The 17584-nt window shown below is 73.1% G+C and carries 14 protein-coding genes; 11 read left to right on the top strand and 3 right to left on the bottom strand.

Annotation, left to right across the window (positions count from 1 at the left end; genetic code table 11):
• The first annotated feature begins 197 nt into the window (after positions 1–197).
• Positions 198–1208, top strand: coding sequence for a hypothetical protein (locus OHA55_RS08935; RefSeq protein WP_266704477.1), 1011 nt, complete (start codon positions 198–200; stop codon positions 1206–1208).
• A gap of 122 nt (positions 1209–1330) precedes the next feature.
• Here OHA55_RS08935 and OHA55_RS08930 read toward each other — a convergent pair whose 3' ends face one another.
• On the bottom strand, positions 1331–2257 hold the full coding sequence (locus OHA55_RS08930; RefSeq protein ID WP_266704475.1) for a sugar phosphate isomerase/epimerase: 927 nt from the start codon (positions 2255–2257) through the stop codon (positions 1331–1333).
• A 168-nt stretch (positions 2258–2425) separates the two neighbouring features.
• Between OHA55_RS08930 and iolC the strand changes: the two genes are divergently transcribed.
• Genes iolC through OHA55_RS08905 form a run of 5 tightly spaced genes read left to right on the top strand, consistent with a single transcriptional unit; the run spans position 2426 to position 8905 of the window.
• Positions 2426–3574: a 5-dehydro-2-deoxygluconokinase gene (iolC, locus tag OHA55_RS08925; protein WP_266704473.1), complete on the top strand. Its 1149-nt coding sequence runs from the start codon at positions 2426–2428 to the stop codon at positions 3572–3574.
• Positions 3571–4476, top strand: coding sequence for a deoxyribose-phosphate aldolase (locus OHA55_RS08920; RefSeq protein WP_266704471.1), 906 nt, complete (start codon positions 3571–3573; stop codon positions 4474–4476). The genes iolC and OHA55_RS08920 overlap by 4 nt, the downstream gene beginning before the upstream one ends.
• Before the next feature lie 41 nt (positions 4477–4517).
• Positions 4518–5426 carry a 5-deoxy-glucuronate isomerase gene (iolB, locus tag OHA55_RS08915; protein WP_266704469.1) on the top strand — a complete coding sequence of 303 codons (909 nt, stop codon included), beginning with the start codon at positions 4518–4520 and terminating at the stop codon, positions 5424–5426.
• Entirely contained in the window at positions 5423–7375 is a 1953-nt protein-coding gene (gene iolD, locus OHA55_RS08910) for a 3D-(3,5/4)-trihydroxycyclohexane-1,2-dione acylhydrolase (decyclizing) (RefSeq protein WP_266704467.1), read from the top strand. Before iolB ends, iolD begins: the two co-directional genes overlap by 4 nt.
• A 27-nt stretch (positions 7376–7402) precedes the next feature.
• Positions 7403–8905, top strand: coding sequence for a CoA-acylating methylmalonate-semialdehyde dehydrogenase (locus OHA55_RS08905; RefSeq protein WP_266704465.1), 1503 nt, complete (start codon positions 7403–7405; stop codon positions 8903–8905).
• A 239-nt stretch (positions 8906–9144) separates the two neighbouring features.
• Here OHA55_RS08905 and OHA55_RS08900 read toward each other — a convergent pair whose 3' ends face one another.
• The gene (locus tag OHA55_RS08900; RefSeq protein ID WP_266704463.1) at positions 9145–9702 is read right to left on the bottom strand and encodes a lamin tail domain-containing protein; all 558 of its coding nucleotides are present in this window, start codon (positions 9700–9702) and stop codon (positions 9145–9147) included.
• Positions 9703–10195: 493 nt separating this feature from the next.
• On the opposite strand from OHA55_RS08900, the gene OHA55_RS08895 reads away from it, so the two are divergent.
• On the top strand, positions 10196–10579 hold the full coding sequence (locus tag OHA55_RS08895; protein WP_266704462.1) for a hypothetical protein: 384 nt from the start codon (positions 10196–10198) through the stop codon (positions 10577–10579).
• A gap of 83 nt (positions 10580–10662) precedes the next feature.
• Positions 10663–11247 (top strand): DUF4291 domain-containing protein, encoded by a 585-nt coding sequence (locus OHA55_RS08890; protein ID WP_266704460.1) that lies wholly within the window; start codon positions 10663–10665, stop codon positions 11245–11247.
• A 40-nt stretch (positions 11248–11287) separates the two neighbouring features.
• Here OHA55_RS08890 and OHA55_RS08885 read toward each other — a convergent pair whose 3' ends face one another.
• On the bottom strand, positions 11288–12919 hold the full coding sequence (locus tag OHA55_RS08885; protein ID WP_266704459.1) for an ATP-binding protein: 1632 nt from the start codon (positions 12917–12919) through the stop codon (positions 11288–11290).
• 133 nt (positions 12920–13052) lie between these two features.
• On the opposite strand from OHA55_RS08885, the gene OHA55_RS08880 reads away from it, so the two are divergent.
• The 3 genes from OHA55_RS08880 (at position 13053) to OHA55_RS08870 (ending at position 17583) form a co-directional block, all read left to right on the top strand.
• Positions 13053–13889, top strand: coding sequence for a response regulator (locus tag OHA55_RS08880; RefSeq protein WP_266704458.1), 837 nt, complete (start codon positions 13053–13055; stop codon positions 13887–13889).
• Between the two features lie 137 nt (positions 13890–14026).
• Positions 14027–16675 carry an alpha/beta fold hydrolase gene (locus OHA55_RS08875; protein ID WP_266704456.1) on the top strand — a complete coding sequence of 883 codons (2649 nt, stop codon included), beginning with the start codon at positions 14027–14029 and terminating at the stop codon, positions 16673–16675.
• A complete protein-coding gene (locus OHA55_RS08870; RefSeq protein ID WP_266704454.1) occupies positions 16672–17583 on the top strand; it encodes an ABC transporter permease in 912 nt (303 codons plus the stop codon). Before OHA55_RS08875 ends, OHA55_RS08870 begins: the two co-directional genes overlap by 4 nt.
• Position 17584: the final 1 nt, after the last annotated feature.

Genomic DNA, 17584 nt, shown 5'->3' with positions numbered 1-17584 from the left:
TACCTTGTATTCTTGTATCAGATCCTGCGGTGAGGGCTGTATGCCCTCACCGCACTCCCATGCTTCACCGGGCCGAGCGCGGGGCGCAGGTCCGGCGCCGGCTCCAGCGGTGACGAGCCCGCCCCTTCACTCCGGCCGCGCACGCCACGACGGCCCGCCAGGTGTTCACCGACCGGTCAACCGCAAGGAAATCCGCCATGACACAGCAAATCACCCCGCCGGCTCCCACCGGGCAGACCCGCAAACTGGTGGCCGTCGTCGTCGGCCTGGCCGCCGTCGTGATCGTCATGCTCTGCGCCTTCGCCCTCCCCTCGGTGAACAGCGGGCCTCACGAGCTGCCCCTCGGGGTCACCGGTACCGCGCAGGCCACGAAGGCCGTCACCGGCGCCCTTCCCGGAGACGAGTGGGACGTCACCGCCTACGGCGACGAGGCGGCCCTGAAGTCCGCCATCGAGAACCGTGACGTCATGGGCGGCCTCGCACTGACTCCCGGACACGTGACGGTCTACACGGCCACCGCCGCGGGCGCGCAGTCCACCGCCGCCGTGACCGCCATGGCCAACGGGATGGCGGCACAGCAGCAGGCCGAGGTCACGGTCACCGACCTCGAGCCGTTCCCCGCCGACGACCCGAAGGGGGCGGGCTTCTCCGCCGCCGCCTTCCCCATGATCTTCGGCGGCATGATTCCCGCGGTGGTCCTCACCCGCCTCTTCGCGGGCCACGCCGGACTCCGCCGCCGCCTCGCCGGAGGTCTCGCCTTCGCCGTGCTGGCCGGGTTCGCGGTCACGGCCTTCCTCCAGTTCGGCACCGGCTCCCTCAGCGGTGACTACCTCCTCAGCAGCCTCGGGATGTCCCTGGGCACGGCGGCTCTGGTGATGACCCTGCTCGGGCTGGAAGCGCTGATGGGCATGGCGGGCTTCGGCCTCGGCGCCGCCGTCGTCATGCTGCTCGGCAACCCGCTCTCCGGACTCGCCAGCGGACCCCACTGGCTCCCCGACGGCTGGGCCACCCTCGGCCAGATCCTCCCGCCGGGGGCCTCCGGGAGCCTGCTCCGCGCCAACGCCTTCTTCGACGGCACCGGCGCCGGTACACCCGCCCTCGTGCTGGCCTGCTGGGCGGTGCTCGGGCTCGTGCTGATGCTGGTCGCCGACCGCCGCGGCCCGAAGGTCCCGGTCGCCGTGCCGGAGCGGCAGGCGCAGCTCGTCTGACCCGACCGGTCGGGCCGTACGGTCGGGCCGTACGGACGGCCGCAGGGCCGGCCGCGCGGGGCGGGGGCGGGAGGCGGAGACACCGCACCCCGCCCCCGCCCCGCGCGGTCAGCGGTCAGCGGTCAGAGCGAGACCGGCGGGGTGCCGCAGGAGCGGAGGTAGGCGCGGGTGCGGCGGGCGATCGGCAGCGGGGCGTCGGGCTCGCAGGGGTACATGTCCTGCTCGACGATCGCGAAGAGGTCGGTTCCCAGCGCGCGTGCCGCGTCGAGCACCGGCTCCATCGCCGGTACGCCGCGCGGCGGTTCGCACATGACGCCCCGGGCGACGGCGGGACCGAAGGGCAGTTCCTCGGCGATCACCTTCGCCAGCACCCCGGGGTCGACCTGTTTCAGATGGAGGTACCCGATCCGCTCCCCGTACGTCCGCAGCAGCTCGACGCTGTCGCCGCCGCAGTAGGCGTAGTGCCCGGTGTCCAGGCAGAGGGAGACGAGGTCGGGGTCGGTGGCGTCGAGGAACCGTGCGACGTTCTCCGCGCTGTCGATGTGGGTGTCGGCGTGCGGGTGGACGACGATCCGCAGCCCGTACCGCTCCCGTACCTCGCGGCCGAGGCGCTCGGTCTGGGTGGTGAGGTCGCGCCACTGCGCGGGGGTGAGGGTGCGGTCCTCCAGCACCTCGCCCGTCTTGTCGTCGCGCCAGAACGACGGGATCACGACGAGGTGTTCCGCGCCCATCGCCCGGGTGAGTTCCGCGATCCCGGCGACGTGTTCCCAGGTCCGTTCCCACACCTCCGGGCCGTGGTGCAGCCCCGTGAAGACGGTTCCGGCGGAGACCCGGAGCCCCCTGCGCCGGGTCTCGTCGGCGAGCAGGGCGGGATCGGTGGGCAGATAGCCGTACGGGCCCAGCTCGATCCACTCGTACCCCGCCGCCGCCACCTCGTCCAGGAAGCGCTGCCAGGGCACCTGCCGCGGATCGTCCGGGAACCAGACGCCCCAGGAGTCGGGTGCCGAGCCGATACGGATACGCGAGGGGGCGGGTGCGGAACGGGTCATATCGGCCACCCTCGGGCCCTCTCCCGGTGGAGTCAAGGGCGCATCCGCATGTCCCGCCCAAATGTTGACGGTGTTTCGGGGTAGGGCTGGGGTGCGCCCCGAGCCGGTCCGCGACCGGGCCCCTTCCGCTCGGTCCCGCGAACCGGGGGGCACGGAGAAGGGACACGTATGCCTCAGCCGTACGACCTCATCACCATGGGGCGGATCGGGGTGGACATCTATCCGCTGCGGACGGGGGTGTCCCTCGCGCAGGTCGACACCTTCCGCAAGTTCCTCGGGGGGTCGCCCTCCAACGTGGCGGTGGCCGGTGCCCGGCTCGGACTCCGTACCGCCGTCGTCACCCGCACCGGGCAGGACCCCTTCGGCGGGTATCTGCGCCGGCAGCTGCGGGAGTTCGGGGTCGACGACCGCTGGGTGGGCGAGGTGGCCGCGTACCCGACACCGGTCACCTTCTGCGAGCTGTTCCCGCCCGACGACTTCCCGCTCTACTTCTACCGTCTGCCCAAGGCGCCCGACCTGGAGATCCACGCGGACGAACTCGACCTGGACGCGGTGCGGGCCGCCCGGATCTTCTGGGTCACCGGCACCGGACTGAGCGCCGAACCCAGCCGCACCGCGACCCTTGCCGCCCTGAACGCCCGTACCGGCGGCCCCCGGACGCCCACCGGCCCCGGAACGCCCACCGGCGGCCCCGGGGCGGCCCCGGTGCCCGGTGCGCCGGAGCGGCGGCCGGTCACCGTCTTCGACCTCGACTGGCGGCCGATGTTCTGGCCCGGCGGGGACACGGACCCGGAAGCCCCCCTCCGCTACCGCGAGGCCCTCGCGTACGCCACCGTCGCCGTCGGGAACCTGGAGGAGTGCGCCGTGGCCACCGGGGAGCGCGAACCGTACGCCGCGGCCCGCGCGCTGCTCGACGCCGGAGTCGAACTGGCCGTCGTCAAACAGGGACCCAAGGGGGTGCTCGCCGTCCATCGGAACGGTACGGTCGCCGAGGTGCCTCCGCTCCCCGTACGGGTCGTCAACGGACTCGGCGCGGGGGACGCGTTCGGCGGGGCGCTCTGCCACGGGCTGCTCGCCGGATGGGAGACCGAACGCGTGATGCGGTACGCCAACGCCGCCGGGGCCATCGTCGCCTCGCGCCTCGCCTGCTCCTCCGCGATGCCCTTCCCGGCCGAGGTGGAGGAAGCCCTCGCCCTCGGGGAGATCCCGGACCGACCCGAACCCGGGCTCGCGGACGGACCCGAACCCGGCTCCGTGAAGCAGACCGCGCAGACCGCGCAGACCGCCCCGGCCGCTCCCACCGGAGCCGACGCGTGAGCCCCGCCGCCTCCTCCCTCGCCGACCTCGTGACCCTGCGCGCCGAGCACCCGGAGGCCATCGAGGAGGCCGCCGTCCGCAGACGCCGTAGGCCCCTGGTGCGCCCCGGCGAACAGTTGCTGGTCATCGCCGCCGACCACCCCGCGCGCGGCGCGCTCGCCGTCGGGGGCCGGGCGCTCGCGATGGCGCACCGCTTCGACCTCCTCGAACGCCTCTGCCTGGCCCTCTCCCGCCCCGGCGTCGACGGGGTGCTGGCCACCGCGGACATCGTGGACGACCTGCTGCTCCTCGGCGCCCTCGAGGACAAGGTCGTCATGGGCTCGCTGAACCGCGGCGGCCTGGCGGGCGCCGCCTTCGAGCTGGACGACCGCTTCACCGGCTTCCGCCCCCTCGACCTGGCCCGGCGCGGCTTCGACGCGGGCAAGCTGCTGCTGCGCATCGACCACGAGGACCCGGGCTCCCTCGACACCCTGCACACCGCCGCCCGCACCATCGACGCGATGGCCGCCCACCGGCTGCCGGTGTTCGTGGAGCCCTTCCTCTGCCACCGGGAGGACGGCCGGCTCCGCACGGACCTCAGCATCCCCGCCGTCACCACGTCCATCGCCGTCGCCTCCGGACTCGCCGGATCGTCCGCGTACACCTGGCTGAAGGTCCCCGTCACCGAGCGCCCCGACGACATGGCCCGGGTGATGGAGGCGTCCACCCTGCCCGCCGTCCTGCTCGGCGGCGAGGTCGGCGACGACCTGGACGGGGCGTACGGGAGGTGGCGCGGCGCCCTCGAACTGCCGACCGTGCGCGGGCTGGTGGTGGGACGGGCGCTGCTCTACCCGCCGGACGGTGACGTCGCGCGCGCCGTCGACACGGCGGCCGGGCTGCTGCACCCGCGCGCCGCACACTGATCCACTCCACGAAGAACCGCGGGACAGTTCCGGGAGACACCATGACGACGTACGACGACACCCCGCACCGGCCGGGGGACCCGCCCCGGCGGCTGCACCTGAGGGGTGGCCCCGAAGACGCCCCGTACACCCTGGACATCGGGCCGGAACGGGCCCGATGGGAGCGGTCGAGCCTCCGGGTGCTCGATCTGGCGCCGGGCGGAGTTCACACACTCGTCACCGGGGAGAGTGAATGGATCGTTCTCCCGTTGACCGGCGGCTGTACCGTGCATACGGCAGGTGACATCTTTGAACTCACCGGCCGTGAGAGCGTGTTCAGCGGGGTGGCCGACTTCGCGTACCTACCGCGCGATGCCACCGCACAGATCTCCTCCGACGCGGGGGGCCGCTTCGCCCTGGCAGGAGCGAGGTGCGAGCGACAGCTCCCCGCTCGCTACGGTCCCGCGTCGGAGGTACCTGTCGAACTGCGCGGCTCCGGCGTCTGCGCCCGGCAGGTCAACAACTTCGCCGCAGCCCACACCTTCGAGTGCGACCGGCTCATCGCCGTCGAGGTCCTCACCCCTGCGGGCAACTGGTCCTCCTACCCGCCGCACAAGCACGACGAGGCCGAGCCCGGCACCGAGTCGGTGCTGGAGGAGATCTACTACTTCGAACTGGAACGCGGCGGCCCCGGCTACCACCGGGTCTCCCCGTCCCGCCCCGGCGGTGCGGACGTCATCGCCGAAGTGCGCGGCGGCGACGCCGTCCTCGTCCCGGACGGCTGGCACGGCCCGTCCATCGCACCCCCCGGGGGCGCCCTCTACTACCTCAACGTGATGGCCGGCCCGGACGCGGAACGCGCCTGGCTGATCCGCGACCACCCCGACCACGCCTGGATCAGGGACACCTGGGACGCCCGCCCGGACGATCCCCGGCTCCCGCTGTACGCCGCACCGGAGGACCGCAGGTGACCGTCCGTCTGACCACCGCGCAAGCCCTGATCGCCTTCCTCGCCCGGCAGTACACCGAACGCGACGGAGAACGCCAACGGCTGATCGCCGCCACCTGGGGCATCTTCGGCCACGGCAACGTCGCCGGAATCGGCCAGGCCCTGCTGGAATCCGGCAGCTCCGAGAGCCCGGCGGACTCCGGGACGACCCGTACGCCCCGTATGCCCCGTATGCCGTTCGTCCAAGGCCGCAACGAACAGGCCATGGTCCACGCCGCCGTCGGCTACGCCCGCCAGTCCGGCCGGCTCTCCGCCCACGCCGTCACCACCTCCATCGGCCCCGGCGCCACCAACCTCGTCACCGGCGCCGCCCTCGCCACCGTCAACCACCTGCCGGTTCTCCTCCTCCCGGGCGACACCTTCGCCACCCGCCCCGCCGACCCCGTGCTCCAGCAGCTCGAAGTCCCGTACGCCGGAGACGTGTCCGTCAACGACTGTCTGCGCCCCGTCTCCCGCTACTTCGACCGGATCACCCGCCCCGAGGCGCTGATCCCGGCGGCCCTCCAGGCGGTACGCACCCTCACCGACCCGGTCTCCACCGGCGCGGTGACCCTCGCGCTCCCGCAGGACGTGCAGGCCGAGGCGTACGACTGGCCCGAGGAGTTCCTCGCCGAGCGGGTCTGGCACGTGCGCCGCCCCGCCCCCGACCCGGACGAACTCGACCGGGCGGTACGGGCGGTGCGCGCCGCCCGCCGGCCGCTGGTGGTCGCGGGCGGCGGGGTGCGGCACAGCGGAGCCGAACAGGCTCTCGCCGCCTTCGCCGCCGAGACCGGCATCCCCGTCGCCACCACCCAGGCGGGCAAGGGCTCGCTGCGCCACGACCACCCGCAGGACGTCGGTGGCATCGGCCACACCGGCACCGCCACCGCCGACCGACTGGCCCGCGAGGCCGACCTGGTGATCGGCGTCGGCACCCGCTGGACCGACTTCTCCACCGCCTCCGCCACGCTCTTCCCCGACCCGGCGACCCGGTTCGTCAACCTCAACGTCACCGGGTTCGACGCCCACAAGCAGGCCGCCCTCCCGCTCGTCGCGGACGCCCGTACCGGCCTCGAAGCGCTCGCCGCCGCCCTGCGCGCCCGCGGACACCGGACCGACCCGGGCTACGAGAGCGCGTACACGGCGGCGAAGGCCCGCTGGGAGGAGCGGGTGGACGCCGCGTTCGCCGCCCCCGACCCCGGTGCCGCGCCCACCCAGACCCAGGTACTCGGCCTGCTGGACGCCCTCGTCACCGAGGACGACGTCCTGATCAACGCGGCCGGCTCGCTCCCCGGCGACCTGCACCAGCTCTGGCGGGCCCGTTCGCCGCGGCAGTACCACGTCGAGTACGGCTACTCCTGCATGGGTTACGAGATCCCGGCGGCCATCGGCGTCCAGCTCGCCGCCCCCGGCCGCCCGGTCTGGGCGCTCGTCGGCGACGGTACGTACCTGATGAACCCCACCGAGATCGTCACCGCCGTCCAGGAGCGGCTGCCGGTCAAGCTCGTGGTGCTCGACAATCACGGGTACGCCTCCATCGGCGGGCTCTCCGAATCCGTCGGCGGCGAACGCTTCGGCACCGCCTACCGCCACCGGGACAGCGGCGGCGCCTACACCGGCGACCCGCTCCCGCTGGACCTCGCCGCCAACGCCGCCTCCCTCGGCATGCGGGCCCTGCGCGCCCGCACCGTGGGCGAACTCCGCGCCGCCCTCGCCGAGGCGCGCGCCGCCGACCACCCCGTCTGCGTCCACGTCACGCTCGCCACGCCAACCGTCGACTCCGGGGGCCGAACACCCGACAGAGTGTCGGGCCCCCCTCCGGCGCAGGCGTGGTGGGATGTGCCCGTGGCCGAGACGGCCACCCGCCCATCGGCGGTGGAGGCCCGCGAGGTGTACGACCGGCGGCGGGCGGCCCGGCGCCGTCGTCTCTGACGTCCGAGAAGTCCGAAGGAGATCGTCATGACCAGGACCGTCCATCACTGGATCGGTGGCAAGACCGTCGAGGGCACGTCGGGCGAGTTCGGCCCGGTCACCGACCCCGCGACCGGAGAGGTCACCACCCGCGTCGCCCTCGCCTCGGCCGAGGAGGTGGACGCCGCGGTCACCGCCGCCAAGGCCGCCTTCGCGACCTGGGGCCTCTCCTCGCTCTCCACCCGTACGTCCGTCCTGTTCCGCTACCGCGCGCTGCTCGACGCCCACCGCGACGAGATCGCCGCCCTGATCACCGCCGAGCACGGCAAGGTGCACTCCGACGCGCTCGGCGAGGTGGCCCGGGGGCTGGAGATCGTCGAGCTGGCCTGCGGGATCACCACCCAGCTCAAGGGCGAACTCTCCACCCAGGTGTCCGGCGGGGTGGACGTCTCCTCCATCCGGCAGCCGCTGGGCGTCGTCGCGGGGATCACCCCGTTCAACTTCCCGGCCATGGTGCCGATGTGGATGTTCCCGCTCGCCGTCGCCTGCGGCAACACCTTCGTCCTCAAGCCGAGCGAGAAGGACCCGTCGGCCTCGGTGCTGCTGGCCGAACTCGCCGCCGAGGCCGGGCTGCCGGACGGGGTGCTGAACGTCGTGCACGGCGACAAGATCGCGGTCGACGCGCTGCTCTCCCACCCGGACGTGGCCGCCGTCTCCTTCGTCGGCTCCACCCCGATCGCCCGCTACATCCACGCCACGGCATCCGCCAACGGCAAGCGCGTCCAGGCGCTCGGCGGTGCGAAGAACCACATGCTGGTGCTGCCCGACGCCGACCTGGACGCCGCCGCCGACGCGGCGGTCTCGGCCGCCTACGGCTCCGCGGGCGAGCGCTGCATGGCGATCTCGGCGGTCGTCGCGGTCGGCGCGATCGGGGACGAGCTGGTCGCCCGCATCAAGGAGCGCGCACAGAAGATCAAGATCGGGCCCGGCACGGACCCCGACTCCGAGATGGGCCCGCTGATCACCGCCGCCCACCGCGACAAGGTCGCCTCCTACGTCACCGGCGCGGCCGCCCAGGGAGCCGAGGTCGTCCTCGACGGAACCGGCCACACCGTGGAGGGCTTCGAGGACGGGCACTGGATCGGCATCTCGCTGCTGGACCGCGTCTCCACCGACTCCGACGCCTACCGCGACGAGATCTTCGGCCCCGTCCTCGTCGTGCTCCGGGCCGGCACGTACGAGGAGGGCGTCGCCCTCATGAACGCCTCCCCGTACGGCAACGGCACCGCGATCTTCACGCGTGACGGCGGTGTCGCCCGCCGCTTCCAGCTGGAGATCCAGGCCGGCATGGTCGGCGTGAACGTGCCGATCCCGGTCCCGGTCGGGTACCACTCCTTCGGTGGCTGGAAAGACTCCCTCTTCGGCGACCACCACATCTACGGCAACGACGGCGTGCACTTCTACACCCGCGGCAAGGTCGTCACCACCCGCTGGCCGGACCCGGCCGACGCCCCGTCCGGCGTCGACCTCGGCTTCCCGCGCAACCACTGACCCGGCCGCCGATCCCGGCCGCCGATCCCGGCCGCCGATCCCCGGCCGCCTACCCCCGGCCGACGATCGCGGCCGACGATCCCGGCCCCGGCCGGACCGACGAAGCGGCGCCCCACGGCTGGATTGCCGTGGGGCGCCGCTCCGTTCGCTCCTGCTCAGCCGGGCCCGGTCAGCGCGCGCCTGCCCGGGCCGTGCCGTGCCACCTCGTCACCCGGTGGGGCCCCGCCCCTCCGGTGCGCTCAGCGGCGGTGGTCGCGGACGGGGCCGCGGTTGTCGTCGCGGTCGTGGCCACGGTTGTCGTCACGGCCGTGACCGCGGTTGTCGTCACGGCCGTGACGGCCCCACGACTTCTGGTCGATCTTGTTGCCGCGGGAGTCGCGCAGCGTGGCGGTGTCGTTGTTGTCCCACACGTAGTTGTTGCGGTCCTGGTAGACGTCCGTGCGGGTGTCACGGCCCACACCGGTGTGCACACGCACCGACGAGCGGCCCGCGAGACGCAGGTCGAAGCGGTAGGTGCGACGGCTCTCGTCGGTGAGCGTCCAGCCGCGCAGGTTCACGGCCTGACGCGAGGTGTTGGTGACGGTCACCCACTCGTCGTTCAGCGAACGGTTGGAGCGGGTCTCCCGGCCCGGGCTGTCGTACTGGATCTGGCCCAGGACGATCGAGGAGCGCGGGGCGGGCTTCACGCGGTCGTGTCCGCGGTCGTGGCCGTCCGCGGTGGCCGGCAGAGCGGCTGCCGCCAGCAGGGCGCCGGACGCGAGGACAGTAGCGGTGATCCGTCGTGCGGTACGGGACATGGGACCCCTCGGTACAGGCCCGGAACACGAGGTCCGGGCGGTTCTCGGCCCCGGCGTTCGCTGCCGGGAGCACAGACTCTGTCGGGATTCGCCGATGGCCGGAAGTCGCTCAGGAGCGCGGTTACACAGTGCAGACATTTCCGTTATGGACGGATGTAGCTCGCACTCGCCGCAATCGTCGGGACCCTGTCAAATGGTGCGCAATGCACCCACCCTTGTGCCGCAAGGGAAGGCCCGGCTGTGTGCGCCCCGTGCTCCGCCTTGTGATGTCTTGTGTGCGCCCTGTGAAGAAGATGCAGGAACGTAACGGCAGTTTTCGGGCAAATCGAATGGGCGTCTGCATTGTTCCGGCGAAGTCGCTGAACAGTTCGACGGTGAGATCGTTCCGTCGCGGGCGGAACACCGGAAGTTCGCCGCTCGGACCGCCCCGGGGCGGTCCCGGGGGCCGTCGCGCACCCCTCGGAGGGCCGGGGCCAGCCTTTATGCTCACGGGATGGAGCAGACGGAAGTCCTGAAGCGAGTGATCGGCATCCTCACCGAGGCCGGCGAGATCCAGCGGCTCCTCGAAGAGGACGTGGAGCGCGACGACGTCGACATGGAGGGCAGTGTCGTCACCGCCCTGCTGAACGAGACGATGCCGCGCATCGCGATCCCCGGGGACGCCACCGTCGAGGAGATGGCCGCCCTGATCGGCCGCGAGGTGGGCGGCGCGGTCGAGCAGTTGGTGGGGGCGTTCACCCTCGCCTACACGATGCTGGCGCGGGTGCACGACTCCGGCCAGACCGACGTCTCCTCCACCGACGTGCTCCGCGACCTGGCCCTGCAGGCCGAGAGCGGCCCCGCCGGTGGCCCCGGGGGCGACGCCACCGAACACTGACCCGCCGTCATCACCGCGAGCCGCCGGGCCACGCCGGGGAAAACCCGGTGCGGGGGTCCGGCACGGTCGCCGAGACTGGTCCGATGAGCACACCGCAGTACGAGGTGCGTGCCCGGCACACCGAGACCACCGTCACCGTCTACCAGGCCTACCGGCCGGAGATCGGCCTCCCCGCAGCCCGCGACGGCCGCTTCCCGCCTGTCTGGAAGCGCGACCGGATGACCTGGATCAAGCCGAGCTTCCTCTGGATGATGTACCGCTGCGGCTGGGCTCTCAAGGAGGGCCAGGAGACGGTCCTCGCCGTCGAGATCACCCGCGAGGGCTTTGCCTGGGCCCTGGAGCACGCCGAACTCTCCCACTACGTACGCGGTCTCCACCCCGACCGTGCCGCCTGGCGCCGCAGCCTCCGCCGCGCACCCGCCCGCGTCCAGTGGGACCCCGAACGCGATCTGCGGCTGAACCCGCTCCCGTACCGCTCGCTCCAGCTCGGCCTGTCCGGCGAGGCGGCCGCGCGGTACGCGGACGAGTGGACCGTCACCATCTCCGACGTCACTCCGCTCGCCCGGGAGATCCACCACCTCGTCCGCGCCGGAAGCCTCGACGAGGCGACCGCCCTGCTGCCCCGGGAGACGCCCTACACCCCGGACCCCGCACCCCGGCCCGCGTGAGGGACGGCGCGGACCGGGGTACGCGGACGCGGAACCCGGACTACCCCTCGGTGATTTCCTGTTCCGCCTCCGCCCCGGTGTCCGGCACCCCCGGCAGGGTGAAGACGAAGCGGGTGCCCGAGGTGTACGCGGTGTCCAGGGCGATCGAGCCGCCGTGGTGCTCGACGATCTTCTTGCAGAGGGCCAGGCCGATGCCGTTGCCCTCGTAGCTCTCGCGGGTGTGCAGCCGCTGGAAGATGACGAAGACCCGCTCCGCGTACTCGGGCGCGATGCCGATGCCGTTGTCCGTCACCGAGATCTCCCAGAAGGGGCGCCGCGCCTCCTCGCTCCCCTCGCGGGCCGGGTTCGTGGTCCGGCAGGCGGTGACGCGGATGTCGGGTGCGGTCCCGGGCGCCCGGAACTTGATCGCGTTGGAGATCAGGTTCTGCAGCACCAGGCCGAGTTGGGTCGGCTGCCCGTGGACCGTCGGCAGGTCCTCGTAGGTGACGGTGGCCCCGGTCTGCTGGACGGCGACGTCGAGATCGCCGACGGTCCGGCGCACCAGATCCGTCAGGTCGACCTCCCGTTCGTCGGTGTGCAGCCGGCCGACCCGGGAGAAGGTCAGCAGGTCGTTGATGAGGAGCTGCATGCGGTTGGCACCGTCGACGGCGAAGGAGATGTACTGCCGGGCCCGGTCGTCGAGCTGCTCGGCGTACCGCCGCTCCAGCAGCTGGCAGAAACTCGCCACCTTGCGCAGGGGCTCCTGGAGGTCGTGCGAGGCGACGTACGCGAACTGCTCCAGCTCCTCGTTGGAGCGGCGCAGTTCGACGGTCTGGGCGTCGAGCGCGGCCCGCGCCCGGTCCTTGAGTTCGAGGTCCTCCGCGAGACGGCGCCGCATGGCGTCCACGTCGGCGGCGAGGACCTGGATGTCGGCCGGGCCGGTGGGGGTGAGCGCGTGGTCGTAGTCCCCGGAGGCGACCGTGCGGACATCGGCCCGCAGCCGGTCCAACGGCCGCTGCACGCCCAGCCGCAGGCCCGCGAAGGCCAGACCCATCACGGCCAGCACCACGGCGGCGATCACGGTGAAGACCGTGTTGCGCATGGTGCGCACGGAGGCCAGGTCCTCACGCGCCCGGTCGCGCTCCGCGGAGATGTGCTGCTGCTGGACCCGCAGGGCGGTGCGCAGGGCGTCGAACTGGGTCCGTCCGCTCTCCGCGCGCTCCTGGGCCAGGGCGGTGGGGTCCGGGGCGGCGGCGATGGGCCGGGCGACCGAGGCGTGCCACGCCTCGGCGAGCTCGTCCACCTCGGCCAGATCGGCGGAGGCCCGGGTGTCCCCGGACGTGAGGTCCTTCAGCTCGTCCATGGCGGTCTTCTGCTGGGTCAGACCGTCGCGGTAGGGGGCGAGGAACTCCTCGTCGCCGGCCAGGCCGTAACCGCGGATTCCCGTCTCCTGGTTGACCAGCGCCGCCTCCATGCGTACCGAGGAGATGAGCGCGGGGGACCAGCGGTCGGCGAGCCGCTGGTTGACCGCCGTGGACCGGACCAGGGCCCAGGTGCCGCAGCTGCCGAGGGCGAGCAGCACCACCAGGGCCACAGTGGTGCCGGTGACGAGCCAGCGGCTGGTGCTCCAGCCGCGCCGCTCCCGCGCCGGGGCGGGATCGGCCGGCCGCGGACCCTCTTCGGCGCTCTGCACGGTGGTTGCCTCTCTCTGGCCGGGGGAACGTCGGTGAACCCCCGTGCTCCGGCTGCCCGCCCGAGCGCGGGTCACCCTACCCCGCCGACAACGCAGGTTGTCGCGGGCCTCCGGATCCGACTACGGTGCGGCCATGACAGTGGAGACCTCGGCACGTCCCGGGACCGCCGAGCTCGCCGACCGGGCGCGCCGCGCGGTCGCGGACCTGGCACAGCGGCTGGCGCTGGAGCCGGACGCCGTCATCCCCGCCGGAGAAGTCCCGGACGACGGCGACCCCCCGCCGGACGAGCACTGGACCGACCCACTGGCCTCGCTGCGCGCGCTGGCCCTTCTCAGCCGAGCGGTGGACGAGTGCGCCGCACGGGCGGCCCGCGCCGCCGCCGACGAGGGGGCCGGCTACCCCCAGCTGGGCAGCGCCTGGGGCGTCAGCCGGCAGGGCGCCCGTAAACGCTGGCCCGGCCTGGTCTTCACCGCACGACCGTCCTCCCGCCCCCTGCCCAACGATCACCGGAGCCCCCACATGAACGGCCTTGCACCCCGGCGCACCTACACCGTCCTGCTCGTGGAGGACGACGTGGCCGACGCCATGCTCATCGAGGAGGCCCTGATCGAGCGCGGGATGGCGCGGGGCATCAACCGGGTCGACGACGGGGTGTCCGCCCTGGAGTACCTCCGCGACCCCGCGAAGGACCGCCCGGACCTCATCGTGCTCGACCTCAACATGCCCCGCATGAACGGCCGTGAGCTGCTCGGCGTGCTCAAGAACGACGACGAGCTCTCCAGCATCCCGATCGTGGTCCTCACCACCTCGGCCGCGCCGGACGACGTCCAGGACGCGTACACGCAGCACGCGAACGCCTACGTGACCAAGCCGGTCAACCTGGACGACTTCGTTCACACCGTCCAGAGCATCGACAGCTTCTTCCTGGAGACGGCCGTCCCGCCCCGGCAGGACCCGCTCGGCGGCTGAGCACCACGGGGACCCCGGGGCGCGGCCGCGCGTACCGCGTCCGCAGTAGGCGCCCCCGGGCCGTACCTCTCAAGGAGGCCGGGCGGTTCCGCCCTCCGGCCCGGGGAACCCGTCCCGCGTCCCTTTAGGGTCGTGACATGGAGACCTCTACCGCACGACGGCTCCGGTGGCCCCGCCCGCGCGGCCGATGGGCGGCGGCCGTCGCCGCACTCGTCGTGCTCGCCGGCGTCGGCACCTGGACCGCCGTGGCCGACGACGGCACACCCGCCGTGCACCGCCAGGACCGGACCATCCGCGACGGCGAAGTCGCCCTCGACACCTCGTACTTCACCGCCGACGGCGGCGGCCGGCGCCCCGCCGTGCTCCTCGGCCACGGGTTCGGCGGCAGCAAGGACGACGTACGCGCCGAGGCCGAGAAGCTCGCGGCGGACGGGTACGCGGTCCTCACCTGGTCCGCGCGCGGATTCGGCGAGTCCGGCGGCGAGATCGGCCTCAACGACCCGGACACCGAGGTCGCGGACGTCTCCCGCCTCATCGACTGGCTCGCCGCCCGCCCCGAAGTACGGCTCGACGCCGAGGGCGACCCGCGCGTCGGCGTCACCGGCGCCTCCTACGGTGGCGCGGTCTCCCTCCTCGCCGCCGGGTACGACGACCGCGTCGACGCCGTCGCACCCGTCATCACCTACTGGAACCTCGCCGACGCGCTCTTCCCGGACGGGGTGTTCAAGAAGCTCTGGGCCGGGATCTTCGTCAGCAGCGGCGGCGGCTGCCAGAAGTTCGAGAAGCGGCTCTGCGCGATGTACGAACGCGTCGCGGCGAGCGGCGTACCGGACGCGGAGGCGCGCGCCCTGCTGACGGAACGCTCGCCCTCCGCCGTCGCCGACCGCATCGACGTGCCCGCCCTCATCGTGCAGGGCCAGACCGACTCCCTCTTCCCGCTCGGCCAGGCCGACGCCATGGCGAAGACCATCGCGGCCAACGGCGCACCGGTCTCCGTCGACTGGATCGCCGGCGGCCACGACGGCGGCGACACCGAGGACACCCGGGTCCAGGACCGTATCGGCGCCTGGTTCGACCGCTACCTCAAGGACGACAAGAGCGCCGACACCGGCCCCGCCTTCCGGGTCACCCGCACCGGCGGCGTCGACTCCACCGACGGGGCCGCCCTCACCCGCGGCGCGAGCGCTGACCGCTACCCCGGACTGCGCGGCGGCACCCAGGAGTTCGCCCTCCGAGGAGGGACCGCGACCGTACGCAACCCGGCCGGCGGCAGCCCGCCCGCGATCTCCGCCGTCCCCGGACTCGGCGCCGGACTCTCCCAGCTCTCCTCCCTCGGCGTCGGCCTCTCGCTGGACTTCCCCGGGCAGCACGCCACCTTCGACAGCGCCCCGCTGACCTCCTCGGTCCGCGCCACCGGCACCCCGGCCGTGACGGTCACCGTGAAGGCCCGCACCGGCGACGCCGTCCTCTTCGGCAAGGTGTACGACGTCTCGCCGGACGGCAAGCGCCAGGAACTGCCCGCGCAGCTCGTCGCCCCCTTCCGGATCACCCCCGAGCAGCAGGGCAAGCCGCTGGAGCTGACCCTGCCCGCCGTCGACCACGCCTTCGACGCCGGACACCGCCTCCGCCTGGTCCTCTCCGCCACCGACCTCGGCTACGCGTCCCCGGCCGAGCCGAACACGTACACCGTCTCCGTCGACGGCCCGCTCTCCGTACCCACCGACGCCGGACTGAGCGCGGCGGCCGCCGCACTGCCGTGGTGGACCTGGGGACTTCCGGCCGCCGCCCTCCTGGTGGCCGCGGCCCTGCTGCTCACCGCGCGCCGCCGCACCACGACACCCGCCCCGGACCCGGGACTCGCGGGCGTGCCGCTCCGGATCACCGGGCTCACGAAGAAGTACGCGGGTGTCGCCGACCGTTACGCCGTCGAGGACCTCGGCTTCCGCGTCGAACAGGGCCAGGTCCTCGGACTCCTCGGCCCCAACGGCGCCGGGAAGACCACCACCCTGCGGATGCTGATGGGCCTCATCACCCCCGACGCGGGCGAGATCCGCGTCTTCGGCCAGGCCATCCGCCCCGGCGCCCCGGTGCTCTCCCGGGTCGGCGCGTTCGTCGAAGGCGCCGGCTTCCTGCCGCACCTGACCGGCCGCGCCAACCTGGAGCTGTACTGGCAGGCCACCGGCCGCCCCGCCGAGGACTCCCGGATGGACGAGGCGCTGGAGATCGCGGGCCTCGGCGACGCGCTCGCCCGGGCCGTACGCACCTACTCCCAGGGCATGCGCCAGCGCCTCGCCATCGCCCAGGCCATGCTCGGCATGCCCGACCTCCTCATCCTCGACGAACCGACCAACGGCCTCGACCCGCCCCAGATCCGCGAGATGCGCGAGGTGATGATCCGGTACGCGGCCGGCGGCCGGACCGTCATCGTCTCCAGCCACCTCCTCTCCGAGGTCGAACAGTCCTGCACCCACCTCGTGGTCATGGACCGGGGCCGGCTCGTCCAGGCGGGCCCGGTCGCGGAGATCACCGGCTCCGGCGACATGCTGCTCGTCACCACCGCCGACGAGATCGCCGAACCGGTACTCCGCAAGATCGAGGCCCTCGCGGGCGTCGCCTCGGCCGTCCGCACCGAGGACGGGCAGGGGCTGCTGGTCCGGCTCGACGGCACCAGCACCTCCGCGCTGATCACCGAACTCGTCCGGCTCGACGTTCCGCTCACCGGCGTCGGACCGCACCGCCGCCTGGAGGACGCGTTCCTCACCCTGATCTCCGGAGGCTCCGCATGAGCGACGTCCTCACCGGTACCGGCTCCGGTCCCGCACCCGGCCCCGGCCCCGCACCCGGCAGGACCGCGCCCGGCTACCACCCCCGGCGCACCCTCCCGCTGCGCGTCGAGGCGATGCGGCAACTGCGCCGCCGCCGAACCCTGCTGATGGGCGGGGTGCTGGTGGCGCTCCCGTTCATCCTGATCATCGCCTTCGCCATCGGCGGCACCCCAGGCTCCCAGGGAGGCTCGGCCGACCGGATCAACCTGATGGACACCGCCACCGCCTCGGCAGCCAACTTCGCCGCCGTCAACCTGTTCGTCTCGGCGGGCTTCCTGCTGGTGGTGCCGGTCGCACTGTTCTGCGGCGACACCGTCGCCTCCGAGGCGAGCTGGTCCTCGCTGCGCTACCTCCTCGCCGCACCCGTGCCCCGTATCCGGCTGCTGTGGTCCAAGCTCGTCGTCGCCCTCGGCTTCAGCCTGGCCGCGATGGTGCTGCTCCCGCTGGTCGCCCTCGCGGCCGGGGCGGCGGCCTACGGCTGGGGGCCGCTCCAGCTTCCGACCGGCGGCGAACTCGCCCAGTCCGCGGCCCTGCCCCGGCTGGCGCTGGTCGTCGGGTTCATCTTCGTCTCCCAACTCGTCACCGCCGCACTGGCGTTCTGGCTCTCGACGAAGACGGACGCACCCCTGGGCGCGGTGGGCGGCGCGGTCGGCCTGACCATCGTCGGCAACGTCCTGGACGCGGTCACCGCACTCGGCCACTGGCGCGACTTCCTGCCCGCGCACTGGCAGTTCGCCTGGGCGGACGCCCTCCAGCCCCAGCTGGAGTGGAGCGGCATGGTCAAGGGCTCGGCCGTGTCGGTGACGTACGCACTGGTCCTCTTCGCCCTGGCCTTCCGGGGATTCAGCCGGAAGGACATCGTGTCGTAGG

The organism is Streptomyces sp. NBC_00102, from assembly GCF_026343115.1.
GTDB lineage: Bacteria > Actinomycetota > Actinomycetes > Streptomycetales > Streptomycetaceae > Streptomyces.
The sequence above is the reverse complement of the archived record's forward strand: the minus strand, read 5'-3'. Positions and strand labels throughout refer to the sequence as shown.